Origin of the sequence: Chryseobacterium sp. JM1, from assembly GCF_000737715.1 — a bacterium.
In the GTDB taxonomy this organism is placed as follows: domain Bacteria; phylum Bacteroidota; class Bacteroidia; order Flavobacteriales; family Weeksellaceae; genus Chryseobacterium.
Window position 1 is genome coordinate 541,474 of record NZ_JPRN01000002.1, and the last position, 16,740, is coordinate 558,213.

At 38.2% G+C, this 16,740-nt stretch carries 21 protein-coding genes; 19 read left to right on the forward strand and 2 right to left on the reverse strand.

Annotated elements, in window-relative coordinates:
- The first annotated feature begins 51 nt into the window (after window positions 1-51).
- Complete coding sequence (lepA, locus tag IW22_RS04685; RefSeq protein WP_034724483.1) at window positions 52-1,848, forward strand: translation elongation factor 4; 1,797 nt, start codon at window positions 52-54, stop codon at window positions 1,846-1,848.
- A 39-nt stretch (window positions 1,849-1,887) separates the two neighbouring features.
- Here lepA and IW22_RS04690 read toward each other — a convergent pair whose 3' ends face one another.
- Window positions 1,888-2,097, reverse strand: a complete 210-nt coding sequence (locus IW22_RS04690) for a hypothetical protein (protein ID WP_034724485.1) — start codon at window positions 2,095-2,097, stop codon at window positions 1,888-1,890.
- Between the two features lie 98 nt (window positions 2,098-2,195).
- On the reverse strand, window positions 2,196-2,828 hold the full coding sequence (locus IW22_RS04695; protein WP_034724487.1) for a DUF1579 domain-containing protein: 633 nt from the start codon (window positions 2,826-2,828) through the stop codon (window positions 2,196-2,198).
- Between the two features lie 121 nt (window positions 2,829-2,949).
- Between IW22_RS04695 and IW22_RS04700 the strand changes: the two genes are divergently transcribed.
- From IW22_RS04700 to IW22_RS04785, 18 genes are all read left to right on the forward strand, one after another.
- The gene (locus IW22_RS04700; RefSeq protein ID WP_034724489.1) at window positions 2,950-3,627 is read left to right on the forward strand and encodes an NUDIX hydrolase; all 678 of its coding nucleotides are present in this window, start codon (window positions 2,950-2,952) and stop codon (window positions 3,625-3,627) included.
- Window positions 3,628-3,891: 264 nt separating this feature from the next.
- Complete coding sequence (locus tag IW22_RS04705) at window positions 3,892-4,434, forward strand: NADAR family protein (RefSeq protein WP_034724490.1); 543 nt, start codon at window positions 3,892-3,894, stop codon at window positions 4,432-4,434.
- A gap of 30 nt (window positions 4,435-4,464) precedes the next feature.
- Window positions 4,465-5,013 carry a prolyl hydroxylase family protein gene (locus tag IW22_RS04710; RefSeq protein WP_034724491.1) on the forward strand — a complete coding sequence of 183 codons (549 nt, stop codon included), beginning with the start codon at window positions 4,465-4,467 and terminating at the stop codon, window positions 5,011-5,013.
- Between the two features lie 71 nt (window positions 5,014-5,084).
- Window positions 5,085-5,420, forward strand: coding sequence for a hypothetical protein (locus IW22_RS04715; protein WP_034724495.1), 336 nt, complete (start codon window positions 5,085-5,087; stop codon window positions 5,418-5,420).
- Between the two features lie 2 nt (window positions 5,421-5,422).
- On the forward strand, window positions 5,423-6,277 hold the full coding sequence (locus IW22_RS04720; protein ID WP_051891048.1) for a hypothetical protein: 855 nt from the start codon (window positions 5,423-5,425) through the stop codon (window positions 6,275-6,277).
- A 3-nt stretch (window positions 6,278-6,280) separates the two neighbouring features.
- Complete coding sequence (locus tag IW22_RS04725; RefSeq protein ID WP_034724497.1) at window positions 6,281-7,360, forward strand: adenylosuccinate synthetase; 1,080 nt, start codon at window positions 6,281-6,283, stop codon at window positions 7,358-7,360.
- Between the two features lie 40 nt (window positions 7,361-7,400).
- Entirely contained in the window at window positions 7,401-8,000 is a 600-nt protein-coding gene (locus IW22_RS04730; RefSeq protein WP_228383995.1) for a DUF4291 domain-containing protein, read from the forward strand.
- Window positions 8,001-8,013: 13 nt separating this feature from the next.
- Window positions 8,014-8,430 (forward strand): hypothetical protein, encoded by a 417-nt coding sequence (locus IW22_RS04735; protein WP_034724499.1) that lies wholly within the window; start codon window positions 8,014-8,016, stop codon window positions 8,428-8,430.
- Window positions 8,427-8,900, forward strand: a complete 474-nt coding sequence (locus tag IW22_RS04740) for a macro domain-containing protein (protein WP_034724500.1) — start codon at window positions 8,427-8,429, stop codon at window positions 8,898-8,900. Before IW22_RS04735 ends, IW22_RS04740 begins: the two co-directional genes overlap by 4 nt.
- 20 nt (window positions 8,901-8,920) lie before the next feature.
- A complete protein-coding gene (locus IW22_RS04745) occupies window positions 8,921-9,736 on the forward strand; it encodes a TIGR02452 family protein (RefSeq protein ID WP_034724501.1) in 816 nt (271 codons plus the stop codon).
- Complete coding sequence (locus IW22_RS04750; protein WP_034724503.1) at window positions 9,733-10,374, forward strand: DUF4291 domain-containing protein; 642 nt, start codon at window positions 9,733-9,735, stop codon at window positions 10,372-10,374. Before IW22_RS04745 ends, IW22_RS04750 begins: the two co-directional genes overlap by 4 nt.
- A gap of 5 nt (window positions 10,375-10,379) precedes the next feature.
- Entirely contained in the window at window positions 10,380-10,886 is a 507-nt protein-coding gene (locus IW22_RS04755; protein ID WP_034724505.1) for an O-acetyl-ADP-ribose deacetylase, read from the forward strand.
- Window positions 10,886-11,461 carry an SMI1/KNR4 family protein gene (locus IW22_RS04760; RefSeq protein ID WP_034724508.1) on the forward strand — a complete coding sequence of 192 codons (576 nt, stop codon included), beginning with the start codon at window positions 10,886-10,888 and terminating at the stop codon, window positions 11,459-11,461. Before IW22_RS04755 ends, IW22_RS04760 begins: the two co-directional genes overlap by 1 nt.
- Window positions 11,458-12,144 carry an SIR2 family NAD-dependent protein deacylase gene (locus IW22_RS04765; RefSeq protein WP_034724510.1) on the forward strand — a complete coding sequence of 229 codons (687 nt, stop codon included), beginning with the start codon at window positions 11,458-11,460 and terminating at the stop codon, window positions 12,142-12,144. The genes IW22_RS04760 and IW22_RS04765 overlap by 4 nt, the downstream gene beginning before the upstream one ends.
- Window positions 12,144-13,085 (forward strand): ADP-ribosylglycohydrolase family protein, encoded by a 942-nt coding sequence (locus IW22_RS04770; protein WP_034724513.1) that lies wholly within the window; start codon window positions 12,144-12,146, stop codon window positions 13,083-13,085. Before IW22_RS04765 ends, IW22_RS04770 begins: the two co-directional genes overlap by 1 nt.
- 12 nt (window positions 13,086-13,097) lie before the next feature.
- A complete protein-coding gene (locus IW22_RS04775; RefSeq protein ID WP_034724516.1) occupies window positions 13,098-13,640 on the forward strand; it encodes an RNA 2'-phosphotransferase in 543 nt (180 codons plus the stop codon).
- Between the two features lies 1 nt (window position 13,641).
- On the forward strand, window positions 13,642-14,397 hold the full coding sequence (locus IW22_RS04780; RefSeq protein WP_034724518.1) for a metallophosphoesterase family protein: 756 nt from the start codon (window positions 13,642-13,644) through the stop codon (window positions 14,395-14,397).
- Window positions 14,398-14,693: 296 nt separating this feature from the next.
- Window positions 14,694-16,418, forward strand: coding sequence for a hypothetical protein (locus tag IW22_RS04785; RefSeq protein ID WP_034724522.1), 1,725 nt, complete (start codon window positions 14,694-14,696; stop codon window positions 16,416-16,418).
- Window positions 16,419-16,740: the final 322 nt, after the last annotated feature.

Genomic DNA, 16,740 nt, shown 5'->3' on the forward strand with positions numbered 1-16,740 from the left:
GAGAGGAATTGTCTCGCTTTTTTTTATCTTTGCAAATTACAACGTTCTTAAATGAAAAACATACGAAATTTTTGCATAATCGCTCATATTGACCACGGTAAAAGTACTTTGGCAGACCGTCTTTTGGAGTATACCAATACAGTTACTCAGAGAGAACTGCAGTCTCAGACCCTGGATGATATGGATTTGGAGAAAGAACGTGGGATCACCATCAAGTCTCACGCGATCCAGATGGATTATGAGTATAAAGGAGAAAAATATATCTTAAACCTTATTGATACCCCGGGACACGTAGACTTTTCTTACGAAGTTTCCCGTTCTATCGCTGCCTGTGAAGGAGCACTTCTTATTGTAGATGCGGCACAGAGTATCCAGGCGCAGACCATCAGTAATCTTTATCTGGCATTAGAAAACGATTTGGAAATTATTCCGATTCTGAATAAAATAGATCTTCCATCTGCAAACCCAGAAGAAGTTACCGACGAAATTATGGGACTTTTAGGATGTAAATACGAAGATGTTCTTAGAGTTTCAGGAAAAACAGGTGAGGGAGTTCACGATTTGCTTGAGCAGATTGTCAACAGAATTCCTGCGCCGGTTGGAGACCCGAAAGCTCCGCTACAGGCATTGATCTTTGACTCTGTTTACAACCCGTTCAGAGGAATTGAAGCATATTTCAAAGTCGTAAACGGAAGTATTTCCAAAAACGAGAAAATTAAATTTTTCGCTACAGGAAAAGAATATGGTGCTGATGAAGTAGGAACATTGAAACTGAAGCAGGTACCGAAGAAAACTATTGAATGTGGTGATGTAGGCTATATTATTTCAGGGATTAAAGATGCAAGAGAAGTAAAAGTAGGAGATACCATTACCTCTTTTGTGAATCCTGCCGATGCTGCCATCGATGGGTTTGAAGAAGTAAAACCGATGGTTTTTGCCGGAATTTACCCTATTGAATCCGAAGATTTTGAAGAGCTGAGATTCTCACTGGAAAAATTAAGACTGAATGATGCCTCTCTGGTTTTCGAACCGGAAAGTTCTGCAGCACTTGGTTTTGGTTTCCGTTGCGGATTCTTGGGAATGCTTCACATGGAAATCGTACAGGAACGTCTTGAAAGAGAATTTGATATGAACGTGATTACTACGGTTCCCAACGTTTCATACCACGGATATTCTAAAAAAGAACCTGATGTTGCAATTTTGATCAACAACCCATCGGAAATGATTGATCCCAATCTTTTGGATAGAGTTGAAGAACCTTATATAAAAGCGTCCATCATTACTAAATCCGACTTCGTAGGTGCGGTAATGACCCTTTGTATTGAAAAAAGAGGGGAGATCGTTAACCAAAGCTATTTAACGGCAGACAGAGTAGAATTGACATTCAATATGCCTTTGGCAGAAGTTGTTTTCGACTTTTATGACCGTCTGAAGTCTATTTCTAAAGGATATGCGTCATTCGATTATTCTCCGATAGGAATGCGTTCTTCTAAATTGGTTAAAATGGATATCCTGATCAACGGAGATATGGTAGATGCCCTTTCTTCACTGATTCACGACAGTAATGCTTACTATATAGGTAAAAAAATGTGTGAGAAACTTCGTGAACTGATCCCGAGACAGCAGTTTGATATTGCGGTTCAGGCAGCATTAGGAGCGAAAGTGATCGCCAGAGAAACCATCAAAGCCTTAAGAAAAGACGTTACCGCAAAATGTTATGGTGGAGATATCTCCAGAAAACGTAAACTTCTTGAAAAGCAGAAAGAAGGTAAGAAGAAAATGAAGCAGATCGGTAGAGTAGAAGTACCGCAATCAGCATTCATGGCCGTATTAAAACTAAACGATTAATATAAAAAAGACCGGTAATTTTTACCGGTCTTTTATTTTTTAGAAAGTTCGCTGTTTCTCCGTGAGATTGGCTTGTATCACCAATGCACCGAGGCCAAGAATCACTTCGGCAATGCCTAATGTTCTGATAAGATTGATCCCGCATACGAGACATTCAGGTTCCGGGAAAGGCTTTTTCCCCACAACGATGATCAAAACTCCTCCTATGATAATAATGACCACGATAAAGGCTCTTAATAATGTTTTCATGATGGTATAAATTTTTATTTTCTATACCAAAGTTGAGCATATCTGCCTTAAAATTTACAAGGAAAATCACTGTTTCATAGAAGAGGTTTCTCCCTTTTTTATTTCTTTCTGGTGAATTTTATTTCCATGCTTTTGTGTTCTTTTCCTGTTTTAGAGTCAGGACCATACATTTCCATGATATGGTTATTATCGTCAGTAAATATATATACTTCTCTGAAGTCACATTCTTTTCCAGGTCTCGCGGGATCAGCCATTTTTCCTTTGAATTCAAGGGATTTTTTAGCAGCATCCCATTCACCCTCTGCATGCATAATTCCCGTTCCCATATTATCTATCCAGGTGCTTACAAACTTTTTCTTTGCATTGTCATAGCCCATCAGGCTCATTCCTTCAAATGGCATTCCCATAAAGCTTCCTTTGTAATTGCTTTGCTGATAACGTCCTCCAAAAATCATTTTGTTGGTACATTCAGCCTGGCTGGTAATTGGTTTTCCACCGGCTTCCATCCACATGGTTGATGCTCCTGTCCAGTTTCCGTCATATTTGGCCAGCATTTTGTGAAGCTCTCCGGGTGTAGCGTAGTCCATCCATGCTTTCATAGCCGTTACAGAATCTACAGGTTTCCATTCGGTAGAATCTGTTTTAGACGAATTTTTATCTGCCACGGGTTTTCCTTTCTCACAGGCGGTCAGAAGAAAGACGATTGAAAATAATAACAATAGATTTTTCATAATGAGTTAATTTTAAATGGGTTAATGTCAAATAAAGTTAGTTAATTTTATTATGCAGTCAATTGTTTTTTTGATGTCATTTATAAATTGTACCTTTGTGTATTCATAACGCAAATTAACTATGCAGGCAATAAAAGTTGCGGTAGACGCCGTCATTTTCGGGTACTTTGATAAGCAGGATCTTCAGCTCCTATTAATCAAAAGAAAGATAGAACCATTCAAAGGAGGCTGGGCGCTTCCCGGAGGCCTCGTTCTTGATGATGAAAACCTGGATGATGCGGTTAAAAGAGAATTACACGAAGAGGCAGGCATAAAGCCCGATTTTCTGGAGCAACTCTATACTTTTGGCAACGTAGGCCGCGATCCGAGAAATAGAGTGGTTTCCGTGGCTTATTTGGGTCTTGTGAACCCTTCTTATCATGAACTCTTTGCTGATTCTGATGCCGAAGATGCACAGTGGTTCAGTGTAAATAAACTTCCCAAACTGGCTTTTGACCATCAAAGCATTATTGATATTGCGTTAAAAAGACTCCGTACCAAGATACAGTACCAGCCAATCGGCTTTAATCTTCTCAATGAAGAATTTCCTTTTTCAGACCTTGAAAATTTGTACAGAACCATTGTCGGACGTGAAATTGACCGCAGAAATTTCCGTAAAAAAATCATGAGCTACGGCTTGCTTAATGAAACCAACAACGTTAAAAAAGAAGGCAGCGGGAGACCCGGAAAACTGTTCACATTCAATCAGGAGAAATATGAAGAACTGGAAAAAGAAGGCTTCTATTTCGAAATCAAATAATCTTTACTCCAGCTGAATCAAGTTTAGATTGACGTTAAAAATCTCTCATTTTATCATTTAAAACAAATAAACTAAAACTTTAGTTTATTGCGTATTCGTGTTATTTGTGAAAACATTAGTGCCATTTGTGTTTAAGAAAACAATCAAAAAAATTAAATTTTAATATTGATAATCAGTATTTTAAATATTTAGTGTTAAAATAACGCAAATATATTTTGGCTGTAATATGATATTGTCCTACATTTGCGTAAGAATAACACAATCATGAAATACACCTTACCACATATTATTGAAAAATTTCAGAGAAAAGAGAAACTTGAATTTCTATTCTTCTGGGGACACGCTGTAAAACATGAGATCACCAAATCATGCTTCAGTCAATGGTTTCCCATTCAGTTTGAAGAAAACGGAACTGTTTATAAAACAGCTGAACATTATATGATGGCCGGAAAAGCAAAACTGTTTAATGATCAGGAAATCTTACAGAAAGTTTTAAAATCCGAAATACCAAATGAAGCTAAAAGCTTAGGAAGGAAAGTGAAGAATTTTGAACCGAAACTGTGGGACGAACATAAATATGAAATCGTAAAGAAAGCCAATCTTTTGAAATTCTCACAAAATCTAAAGTTTCAGAATTTTCTGTTGGCAACTGATGATAAAATTTTAGTAGAAGCCAGTCCTTATGACAAAATCTGGGGAATCGGAATGTTGGAAACAGATGCCAGAGCTCTTGATCCAAAACTTTGGGATGGTGAAAATCTGCTGGGATTTGCTTTGATGGAAGTAAGAGACGAATTAAGAAGGTAAAAACACAGTCACTAAACACAAAATACGACTATGGAAAAGATAGAACTACACCCACAGATTTTTCTGATCGAAGATTTCCTGACTTCCAATGCCTGTGATGAATATATCGCAATGGCACAGGAAAAGGTATTTGAAGAAGCAAAGATCAATATGAATGGCCGCCAGATGATGAGCAAAGGGATTCGAAATAACGATCGGCTGATGGTTTTTGATAATAATTTGGCAGAAGATCTTTTCAGAAAAGCAGCAAAATTTCTTCCTCAGGAACATGAGAACTATAAACTTCAGAATTTTAATGAAATGTTGAGGGTTTATAAATATTCTCCCGGACAGCGGTTCAAAATGCACAGGGACGGAAGCTATATCCGGAATGAACATGAAAAAAGTTTCTATACGTTCATGATCTATCTGAATGACGATTTTGAAGGTGGAGAAACTGAATTTGAAAACCTTTTCACCGTGGCTCCTAAAAAAGGATCAGCATTGGTTTTTTATCATCCGGTAAGACATGAAGGGAAAACCCTGATCAGCGGAAATAAATACGTTTTGAGAACGGATGTGATGTATTCCAGTAAGTAGTGATCTGTAAAAGGATAAGCATTACTATGCCTTTTTTAATTAGCGTAAAAATAACACAAAATAATAAAAAGATGGAAGACGAACTAAAACCGAGATTCATCGGGTCATTACAGAGAAACAATGACCAGATCAGAGAAGACCGTGCACGCACCATCGGAGCAGATTCCGAATTGATTTACAGGCGCAGGGTGGAAGACATTGAACTGAAAATAAAAAGGCTGGAGCGCGAGCAGGAAGGGCTCATCGATATAAGCCCTTTAGACAGGAACAGCTTGACATTTGCTGATTTTCAGCCGGAAGCATTTGTTCAGAAAGATTTAGAATATTCATTAACAATCAGAAATTTAAATATTCAGCTGGAGGTCGCCGTAAAGAGATTTGAATATTTATTTGGTAAAACATTTTAGGTATGGGAAGTACAAGATACGATATGGATGCTCGTTTTGACAGAGCAAGAAAAGCAGGTTACGGATCTAAATCCGCAGGTGAAATTTTCACTCAGAACGCAGAAAGAAGAGCTCATGAATCTATGAACCCTAACGGAATTTCTTTCAGAGAGGCGAGAGATTCTTCCGTACACCCATATTCTGTTCCTATCATTTTAGGATTGGATGTGACGGGAAGTATGGGACATATTCCGCACGAACTTATTAAAGAAGGACTTCCTAAATTAATGGGAGGAATTATCCAGGGAGGGGTTCCGGATCCGGCGCTTTTATTTTTAGGAATCGGAGACCATGAATGTGACGCTTTTCCTTTGCAGGTAGGGCAGTTTGAATCAGGAGATGAGGAGCTGGATATGTGGCTGACCCGTACTTATATTGAATCCGGTGGTGGTGGAAATGCAGGAGAAAGTTATCTGTTGGCGTGGTATTTTGCCGCTTTCCATACGAGAACCGATGCGTTTGAAAAGAGAAACCAGAAAGGGATTTTGTTTACGGTAGGTGATGAGCCTTGCTTAAAAACACTTCCGGCATCGGCGATCAGAGAAATTATGGGATCGGGACAGCATACTTACACCCATTTTGAGTTACTGGAAGAAGCGAAAAAACGATATGAAGTATTTCACATCAATGTTCTGCATTCTGATCAGGCGATGAGAGCAGATAGTGGCTGGAAGGAATTATTAGGACAAAACTGTTTATCAATAGCTGATCACAGAGACATTCCGAATGTTATAAAAGGAGTCATCTGCGACAGATTTAAAAATGAAACGTTCAGACCAACAGAAGGAGAAGGGTTGGATCATATTCAAATGTTTTAAGTCATGAAAAAGGCACAAATAGTAATAGGCTTGGGTTTTGGTGATGAAGGAAAGGGAATCACTACAGATTTTCTCGCGCAACAAAACCCAGAGTCTGTTGTCATCAGGTTTTCAGGAGGGCAGCAGGCAGCGCATACGGTAATGATTGATGGTAAAAAGCACATTCATTCCAGTTTTGCGAGTGGAGCCCTGCGTGGATTGCCGTCTTATTTTACGGAACACTGTACCATTCATCCTGTATTTTTATTCAATGAAAGAAAGGAATTAATGGAGAAGAACGGAAATACAGAACTGCATATTCATCCGTTAGCAAAAGTCACCACTCCGTTTGATGTCTGGCAAAACAGAACCAATGCGAAAAATCTGGAGCACGGAACCTGTGGAAAAGGAATAGGAGCGACGATGAAAAGACACGAAAGCCCGTACAAACTATTTGCTGCTGATTTAATAGCTCCAAGATCAATGTTGATCGAAAAGTTGAAAGGAATAGCCTATTACTACGGCTTTATAGATGGAGATCAACTGGAAGAAGCCATGCATGATTTTTTGAATGCGGTAGATCAGATCGATTGGAAAATAGATGATTATACCTTTCTGAATTCATTTGAAAACCTCATTTTTGAAGGCAGCCAGGGAATTCTCCTGGATATGGATCACGGTGTTTTTCCGAATGTGACCTACGCGAATACCACTTCAAAAAATGCTTTTGAGATCTGCAGGCTTTTGAAAATAGAGGATATTGAGATGTATTATGTGACCAGAAATTATTCAACCCGTCATGGAAGTGGCTGGATGAGCAGTGAAAAGGAATTACTCCTGAAAAACAATGAAGAGGAAACCTGTGTCTTTAATGATTATCAGAAGGAACTTCGTTTTGGAGAACTGGATTATGATTTGCTGAATTATGCCCTTCTTCTGGATGGTGCTTACGGTTCAGCCACTCAACAGAACCTGGTTGTTACGTGTCTTGATCAGAGCGAAGAACAATTTAAAATAGATAAATTAAAAACAAAATTTGATACAGTCTACGGATCCTATTCTCCGTTTTCAAAAGACTTTAAACCAATTTTTTTAACCAAATAATGGGTTTATATTTAATGGCAGAACGGAGCCGGATACCAATATGATGATGAAAGAATTTGAAATAAGAGCAGATTACAGCAGAGATACAATTGTGATGTACCAGTCATACAGTGAGCAGATTGCAAAATCTGCCGTGATGAATCAGAAGTTTTCTGCTCCTTTTTCATTCAACAGGATGACGTGGATCAAGCCTTCTTTTCTCTGGATGATGGAAAGGAGTAATTACGGACAAAAATCCGGGCAGGAATGTATATTGGCCATCCATATCAAACGAGAAGCATGGGAAAAAGCACTCAACAAAGCCATTTTAACTTCTCCTGAAAAAAGGGTATATCCCGATCCCGGAACCTGGGAAAAAGACTTTGAAAAGGCTGAGGTGTATGTACAGTGGGATCCGGAAAGGAATATTAAAGGGAATAAACTGGAATACCGTTCCATTCAGGTAGGCATCAGCCGGTATCTGATTGAAGAATTTAATAATGAATGGATCGTTAAAATTGAAGATTATACACCTTTGGTCAAAAAGATCTTAAATTTTACCAAATCAGGAGCATATGATAAAGCAAAAAAACTGTTACCCATTGAAAAATTGTATCCATTGCAGGCTGAACTGGCTCACAAAATAGGAGCGATTATTTAAAAAAACAAAAACTATGAAAACAATCCCTCTTTACAGACCGGTGGGAGAAAAAGAAATGATTCTGATTTTAGAGAGCGGGTACAAAAAATCCCCCCCAAGATTGGAGTGGCAGCCCATTTTCTATCCGGTGTTGAATGAAAGCTATGCCTCAGAAATTGCAGAAAAATGGAACACAAGAGACGAAGCCGGAAATTATCTTGGTTTTGTCACCAAATTTGAGGTCCCGGAAGAAATCATGAACCAATATCCGGCTCAGAATGTAGGAGCCAAAAATCATAATGAATTGTGGGTTCCGTCCGGAGAGTTGGAAGGTTTTAATGATGCGATTGTTGGAGATATTGAGGTGATTAGAGTTTTTGTGGGAAATGAATTTAAAGAATCTAAAAATACTGAAATTAATAATCTTGTTTCAAAGCTGAAGAACGAATGAAAGAGATACAGTATTTAAAAGGAGACGCAACCAATCCTCAATCCGAAGGAAATAAGATTATCATTCATATCTGTAACGATATTGGAGGCTGGGGAAAAGGTTTTGTAATGGCGATTTCTAAAAGGTGGAAACAGCCAGAGAAAGAGTATCGGGAATGGTTTAAAAGCGGGGAAAGATTTAATCTTGGAGAAATACAGATGGTACAGGTTGAAAAGAATATTTGGGTTTGCAATATGATTGGTCAGCATAAAATTATAACGAACTCCAACGGAATCCCACCAATCAGATACGAAGCTGTAGAAAAATGTTTGGAAAAACTATCTCTTGAAGCTTTAAAACTTAATGCAGAAGTACATATGCCGAGAATTGGCTGTGGCTTAGCAGGAGGAAAATGGGATGTGATGGAGCTCATTATTGAAAAAACATTAGTCAGAAATAGTATCCCGGTATATGTTTATGACTTTGAATAATATAAAAATTAAAAACGACCATGACAAATAAAGGAATGGCGAAAGATACCTTAGAGATCTTGGCCAAAAAATATTATATAAACGAAGACAACGAAAAAATAACAATAGAAAAAGAACTGGAAACCTGTACAAGGGAAACCGTTTTGTTTTCATCCGAAGACTTGACTGAAATATCAGAAAATGAACTTCCGGAAGCCAATTTTGAAACCCAGTTCGAAGTATGGAATTTCAGTTCATTAAAAGCAATTTTAAAACTCGCTGAAGAAGAAAGTCAGGAGAAAATCATGTGTCTGAATTTCGCATCAGCCAAAAATCCGGGAGGAGGATTTATCAATGGGGCAGAAGCGCAGGAAGAAAGCCTTGCAAGGACTTCGGCACTCTATGAAACTCAGCTTCAGGCATGGTATTATTACGAAATTCATAGAGATATGAAATCCTGTTTCTACACCGACATGATGATTTATAGTCCTAAAGTTCCGGTTTTCAGAAAAGATAAAGGAGAATTGCTACTGAAGCCTGTATTGTGTAATTTCATTACTTCTCCGGCGGTCAATGCAGGAGTTGTAAAACGACAGGAACCGGAAAGAGCAGATGAAATTTATAATGCAATGGACGTTAGAATGGATAAAATGCTCGCTTTGGCTCTGAATAAGGGAAATGAAACCTTAATTTTAGGTGCGTGGGGATGTGGCGTTTTCAGGAATGATCCAAAAGAAATTGTGGATTTATTTAAAAAGCATCTGCATGGAAAATATAAGAATCAATTTAAAAGAGTGGTTTTTGCAGTCTTGACTAAAAATGAAGAGATGCTGAAGCTATTCGAAACCATATCATGAAACTTAAATTAAAAAAATATAAAGAACAACTACAGGATTGGCCTCAAAAAGGCTATCACATCATGGCTCAATATGATGAAGATAAAATCATTGTCTATCAGTCTTACCGAAAGGAAATTGGAGCTTTTGCGGTAGAAAATCAATATTTTGGAGGAGGATTTAGTCTGGAAAGAATGACTTGGATAAAACCTAATTTCCTTTGGATGATGTATCGAAACGGCTGGGGAAATAAAGAGGGTCAGGAACATGTTTTGGCGATTCACCTAAAAATGTCTGCTTTCAAAAGGTATCTGGAGAATGCAGTCTATTCTACTTATAATGACAAATTAGGAATTTCCCGCGAAGAATGGCAGAATCAGGTGAAAGAATCTTCTGTGCGATTACAATGGGACCCGGATCATGATCCTTTTGGAAACAAACTGGAGAGAAGAGCGATACAAATAGGTTTAAGAAATGAATTTACCCGTTCTTTTGCACAGGAAGATATTTTGTTAATTGAAAATATCTCAGATTTTGTAAAAGAGCAGTATCAGTTTGTTTTAAAGGATGATTTGGACAATCTGATTATTCCTGAGGAAAAACCGCTGTTATTTGATCAGGAAAGTTTAAATAAAAAGCTAAGATTAGATGACAACTAATTGCCATGAAAATTGAATTAATAAAAGGAGACATCACAAAAATTCCCGCAGACGCTATTGTCAACGCTGCCAATTCATCACTGCTAGGCGGCGGTGGAGTAGATGGAGCTATTCATCGTGCTGGTGGAAAGGAGATCCTTGAAGAATGTATCCAGATCAGAAACAGACAAGGAAAATGTAAGACCGGAGAAGCTGTGGTTACATCAGCGGGAAATCTTCCGGCAAAATATGTGATTCATACCGTAGGACCTGTTTGGAACGGAGAAGAAGATAAAAGCTCAAAACTTCTGGAGAACTGTTATAGAAATTCCTTGCAACTGGCAGAAAATTTAGGGATTAAAACCATTGCGTTCCCGAATATCAGTACGGGAATTTATCAATTTCCAAAAGAACTGGCCGGTAAAATTGCCGTAGAAACAGTACAGAATTTTCAGTCAGATTGCATTGAGAAAGTTATTTTTGTCTGTTTTGATGATGATAATGAGGAAGTGTATAAAAAGATTTTAAAATAATGGAGAAATTTAATTTCAGATTGGTAAATGATCCTAAAAATCAAAATGTAGGATTAACTATGGAAGAAATTGATATGCTCAAATGTAAGGTGGGGGTTAGATTTCCACAAGCTTACATTGATTATCTTCTGAAAGCCGGGAAAAATTCAAATGTGTTCAATGTTGAAACAAATAGCATTGAATTTCAGAGATTTCAAAAAGAATTAAGGGCAGAATTGGATGCTCTTCATCTATTACAAAATGAAGAAATCTTATGCATAAGGAAAGAACTTGGAATGTATTATTTTTTTAATCTTTCCGAAAACAACAGGAATCCTACACTATACCTTTTTGATGAAGTTGGCGTAGAGGTGTATTGGGGCACCTTTCAAAAAACAATAATAAAAGCGGAAGGGGAAAATTTTATAACCTTTATTAATAGACGAGCGGAAAGTATATATGGAATCACGATAAAACAATATCTTAAAAATATTCCATTATACATTATGGCAATACCAATATCTATTATCTTTCTAGCGATAACCGGGACAGTGATAGTAATAGAAAAATTTAGAGTAAAAATTAACAAACAATGAAAAAACTAACCATATTAAGCGGTGCAGGAATCAGCGCCGAAAGTGGAATAAAAACATTCAGAGACGGAGATGGTCTCTGGGAAAATCATAATATCACAGACGTAGCAAGTCCGGAAGGATGGAGAAAAGACAGGGAGCTTGTACTGGAATTTTACAACCAGAGAAGAAGACAGCTTCATGAAGTTGAACCTAATGAAGCTCATCGATTGGTCGCAGAACTGGAAAAATATTTTGATGTTCAGATCATTACCCAAAATATAGATGACCTGCATGAAAGAGCGGGATCTACCAATATCCTTCATATTCACGGAGAACTGTTCAAGTCTTGCTCGTGCAACAATAAAAACCTGATTTATGAGGAAAAAGGAGACATCAAGAGCGGTGACAAAGCGGAAGATGGCGCTCAGTTAAGACCATTTATCGTGTGGTTTGGAGAAGATGTTCCTTTGTACAAAACGGCGCAGGAAAAGGTGAAAGAAGCGGATATTCTTGTGGTAATCGGAACTTCCCTGCAGGTATATCCTGCGGCAGGACTGATCCATGAGATCAAAGACGACTGTCTGTTGGTAGTCATCAATCCCAACGAAACCGGATTCGGATACGGACAAAGAGCCGTAGTGATGAAAGAATCCGCAACCAAAGGAATGAAATTGCTGTTTGATAAACTTGTCAATTTAGCATAATGGAAACCGCAGTCAAAGCCGGAATTTTTGGCGTGTGCATCGGTGATGCGCTCGGGGTTCCTGTAGAATTTAAGAGAAGAGAAGATTTAAATAGGTTTCCCGTTACCGGTTATCTGGCATATATGTCCTGGAACCAGCCGAAAGGAACATGGAGTGATGACAGTTCATTAACGCTTTGTATTGCTGATGTACTTGCAAAAGGCTATGATCTGGAGAAGATCGGGCAGAGCTTTGTAAAATGGAATAAATATGGACACTGGACGGCTCACGGAAAACTTTTTGACATCGGAGGAACAACAAGACATTCCATTGCGCGATTGATCAAAGGAGAAAGTGCAAGGTTTTCAGGAAATATTTTTGAAGAAGATAATGGGAATGGCTCTTTGATGAGAACTCTTCCCTTAGCTTTTTATCTTAAAGATGAAGAGGATATTGAGAAACTGTATCAAACGGTAAAAGAAGTTTCTGCCATTACCCACGGACATTTCCGTTCTGTTTTTGCATGCTTCATGTATGTGGTTTTCGCCATAGAACTTATTAAAGGGAAAAGTAAAAAAGAATCTTACACGCATATGCAGAAAGAAGCTTTGGAATACGCTGATATTAAAGAATTTAACCCTAAAGAGATTGAACTTTTTCATCGCGTTTTAAAGAATGATATTTCAACCTATCCGGAAGAAGAGATTAAAAGTGGCGGCTACGTCCTCCACAGTTTAGAAGCCTCCCTTTGGTGTTTTCTCAACTCTGAAACCTATGCAGAAGCCGTTTTAAAAGCAGTGAATTTAGGAGAAGATACAGATACCACCGGAGCCATCACCGGAGGACTTGCAGGGATCTATTACGGATTTGAAAACATTCCGGAAGAATGGGTTTCCGAATTGGTAAGAAAAGAAGATATTGAAGTTTTGTGTGATAAGCTTCAGAAAAAATTAATGAATTAAAGACAAAAAACCATGAACGAAATAGAAAACAAAAGAATAAGCAAATTTCTAAGCCTTATTCTGAGACATCAGCCCGAGACCATTCAGCTGACACTGGATGAAAACGGATGGGCAGAAGTGAATGAACTCATTACAAAATCTGCAAAAGGCAGAATGCATTTCAGCTTCGAAGAGCTGGAAGAAGTAGTGGAAACCAATAATAAAAAACGCTTCGCTTTTAATGAAGACAAAACCAGGATCAGAGCCAGTCAGGGACATTCCATTGATATAGATCTGGCTTTGAAGGCTGCACAGCCACCTGATTTCCTGTATCACGGAACCGCAGAATCGAATATTTCTTCCATTCTGGACAACGGAATTGAAAAAAGAGCCAGACAGCATGTTCATCTGAGTGCAGACAAAGAAACAGCAACCAAAGTAGGAATGCGTCACGGAAAACCGGTTATTCTGACCATCAGAACCAAAGAAATGCACGAAGACGGAATTCTTTTCTATCTTTCGGCCAACAAAGTCTGGCTGACAGATTTTGTGGATGCAAAATACATTTCAAAGTAAAATGCGGAGAACATTAGTAATCGGTGATATTCACGGAGGTTTTAAGGGCTTACAGCAGGTTTTTGAACGGGCAGAAGTTACAGCGGAAGATCAGTTTATTTTTCTTGGAGATTATGTAGACGGCTGGAGCGAATCTTCAGAGGTCATACAGTTTTTAATAGCACTTTCCGAAAAGCATGAATGCATCTTCATCAAAGGAAACCATGATACCTGGTGCGAAGACTGGCTGTCACTGGGAGAAGGTCCTGATGTGTGGCTGTTCAATGGCGGAAAAAGCACGGTAGACAGTTACAATGACTATTCACTGGAAGATCTGGATCTCCATCTTGAATTTTTCCAACGGATGAAAAGCTATCATGTAGATGATGAAAACCGTCTGTTTATCCATGCCGGATATTCGTCTATGCATGGGCCTGAAAAAGAAGTATATTCCAGCAATTACCGTTGGGACAGAACTCTTTGGGAAACCGCAGTCGCGATGGATACAAAGTTGGAAAGAAACTCTGAACTCTATCCGAAAAGGCTGCTTTTATACAATGAGATATTTATCGGGCATACGCCCACAATAGACATCGGAATTAAACATCCTGCCCATAAAGCCAACATCTGGAATATGGATACCGGAGCCGCTTTTACAGGGGCTTTATCAATGATGGATGTCAACACCAAAGAATTCTGGCAGAGCGACCCGCTTCCGTCCCTGTATCCCGATGAAAAGGGCAGAAATAATGACATCATAGGAAATAAAACCTTATGAAAATAAATCAAAACTTATCAACATACCCCAACCTTATAGGTTTCCAAAACCTATAAGGTTTTTATCCATAAAAAACTCAACATAAATAGCTGTATCTCACAGAATAAACACAATTCCCAAACAGCATATGATCCAATGAAAATCTTCGGTTTTCTTGAGCCTTAAAACATAATCAGGATCAAAAACCTTGCATCCTAGCGATAATTCAACCTCACGAGACAGAGCCTAACAAATCCGCAATTTCCCTTTCTCACCCAAATCAGATTAAGTAATTTTGAAGTTCAAAAACTGCTTCAATGAAACTGAAATACCTCTTAATATTCCTAAGTACATCCTTATTTTTAGCCCAAAACTCATTTCAGACTCCTTTTGAAAAAGGAAACGGAAACCAAACGGTGACCTATGATGAAATGAATGCTTATTATCAGGATCTGGCTCAGCATTTTAATACCATTCAATATCTTAAAAAAGGAGAAGATGACAATGGAAAACCCATTTACGTCGTTATGTACAATCCTTTCCCTGAAAAAGATCTCGATAAACTGAGAAAAGATAAAGCTGTTTTATTCGTAAATAACGGAATTCACCCGGGTGAGCCGGACGGAATAGATGCCACGATGGTGCTCATGAGGGATCTTGCTACAGGAAAGGTAAAAACGCCGCAAAACTTTATGGTGGCCGCTATTTCTGCCTATAATGTGAGTGGAATGCTCAACAGGGGTTCTTTCTCCAGAGCCAATCAAAACGGGCCGGAACAGTATGGTTTCAGAGGAAATGCCAGAAACTATGACCTGAACAGGGATTTCATTAAAGCAGATTCAAAGAATGCCAGAAGTTTTCAATCCATTTATCAGTGGTTGCAGCCGGATGTTTTTATAGACAATCATGTGAGCAACGGAGCTGATTATCAATATACTTTCACCTATATTTCTACCTTTAAAGAACGTCTGGGAAATACATTAGGCGCCTACTTTTACAATGATTATCAGGTGAAGAACCTTGAAGAGATGAAGAAGCGGGGCTATGAAAGCACGCCTTATGTAAATATCCACGGCGATATTCCTGACGAAGGATTCGCTGCTTTTGAAGATTCTCCGAGATATTCTACGGGGTATACCTCACTGTTTAATTCTTTAGGAACGGTTCCTGAAACCCATATGCTGAAGCCTTATGACAAAAGAGTGGATGCTACGTACAAATACATGCTGGTCAATCTTCAGAATTTAGACAAAGATTACAGAAAAGTAAAACAGCTTCGTCTGGATAATTTAAAGCAGTACAAAGCCGGATTGCAGTACGGAATCCGTTGGAAAATAGATTCTACCAAGTTTTCTACCATGGATTTCAAAGGGTATGAAGGAAGTTATAAACCAAGCGATATTTCCGGAAAGCCAAGGTTGTATTACGACAGAAACAAACCTTTTACCAGGAAGATCAAACTCTTCATGACAGCCGTTCCTATTGGATATATTACGATCCCTAAATACTATGTGGTTCCACAGTCTCAATATCGTGTTATTGAAGAACTGAAAAGGAATAAAATCGGGATGACTGCTCTAAAAAAAGACAGCACAGCAATGGTTGAGTCTTATAAGATCAAAGATTTTAAAACCGTTAAAAACCCTTACGAAGGACATTATCTTCATTACGATACAAGTGTGGAAACAACCATAAAGAGCCAGACTTTCCTGGCAGGAGATTATGTAATTCCAACGGATCAGCCTGGTGTAAAATATCTCATTGAAACACTTGAACCTGAAGCATTAGACTCATTTTTTAACTGGAATTTCTTTGATGGAATTTTGGCTCAGAAAGAATATTATTCAGCCTATATTTTTGAAGATACCGCTTCAGAATTATTGAAGACCGATAAAAAATTAAAAGCCGATTTCGACACAAAAAAATCCTCAGATAAAAAATTTGCAGATGATGGAACAGCCCAACTGGACTGGATCTACAGAAACTCTCCCTATTTCGAAGAAAAAACATTCAGACAGTATCCGGTTTACAGAATATTGTAAAATTTTTATGATGAAATTTGTTTAATTCAGCTTCATACTCCAAATGTCATATCATATTCTTTTGTCTTGAAATCGAAGATTCGACGTAGTCAAACAAAAGAATCAAAAATTCAGGACTTGGAAACTTCCACTAAAAATAAATGCTGTTCTCTAAAAATTCTAAAACTTGCGCGGAATTACTATTTCTGCTTCGTTTCAGGGACAGTCCCGCGCTTCGGACAGTAGAATTTTCTTAACGTTCACAGCATTTATTTTCTTAACGCTCCACTTTCCTATGTCAGATTGTAACGGTTGTAAAACCAATTCTCCCAAAACTTTGTAA